The following is a 527-nucleotide window of genomic DNA, read 5'->3' on the forward strand; positions in this document are numbered from 1 at the left end:
ATATAATTCGCCATATTCCTCCTGAGGTAACCATCTGGGCAGATACCGGTTTTCAAGGTATAGATAAACAGCATCCTAATACACAAATCCCAAAAAAAGGAACTCGAAAAAGACCTTTATCGCCTGAACAAAAACAAGAAAATAAAATAATCTCGGGCATCCGTATTACAGTTGAACACGCCATCGCGGGTATCAAGCGCCTCGGTTGCATGACCCAAATTTTACGGAATCGTAGACCCTTTATTGATGATACCTTCTTACTCCTTAGCGCAGGTCTTTGGAATTTCCATCTCAGAACAGCGTAAAATTTACTTCAATCACCGAAACACCCTTATTTCACTATTAAGCAACACGCTTGTTGAGAGGTTACACCATCGAAAATGGCTTTAGCACCAACTTCACCGATTCGGTTCTCGAACGTCCACACAGTGGTGCGATCAGGAATGTTGATGGCATAGGGTAAGCCGCAGAAGCGCTTGAAGCTCATCCTGTCAAGAAGCTGGTACTCCATCTGCTCGTCGGACAGG

The 527-nt window shown here is 44.0% G+C and carries 1 protein-coding gene and 1 pseudogene; one reads left to right on the forward strand and one right to left on the reverse strand.

The annotated features are described in order from the left end of the window. Window positions 1-305 (forward strand): transposase family protein (locus tag CBG25_RS08080; RefSeq protein ID WP_290603625.1); only part of this gene is annotated, 305 nt, incomplete at its 5' end. 53 nt (window positions 306-358) lie between these two features. Here the strand turns inward: CBG25_RS08080 and CBG25_RS08085 are convergent. Continuing rightward, window positions 359-527: pseudogene (locus CBG25_RS08085) on the reverse strand (transposase); the annotation flags it as partial.

It is taken from the genome of Arsenophonus sp. ENCA, assembly GCF_002287155.1.
Taxonomy (GTDB): Bacteria; Pseudomonadota; Gammaproteobacteria; order Enterobacterales; family Enterobacteriaceae; genus Arsenophonus; species Arsenophonus nilaparvatae.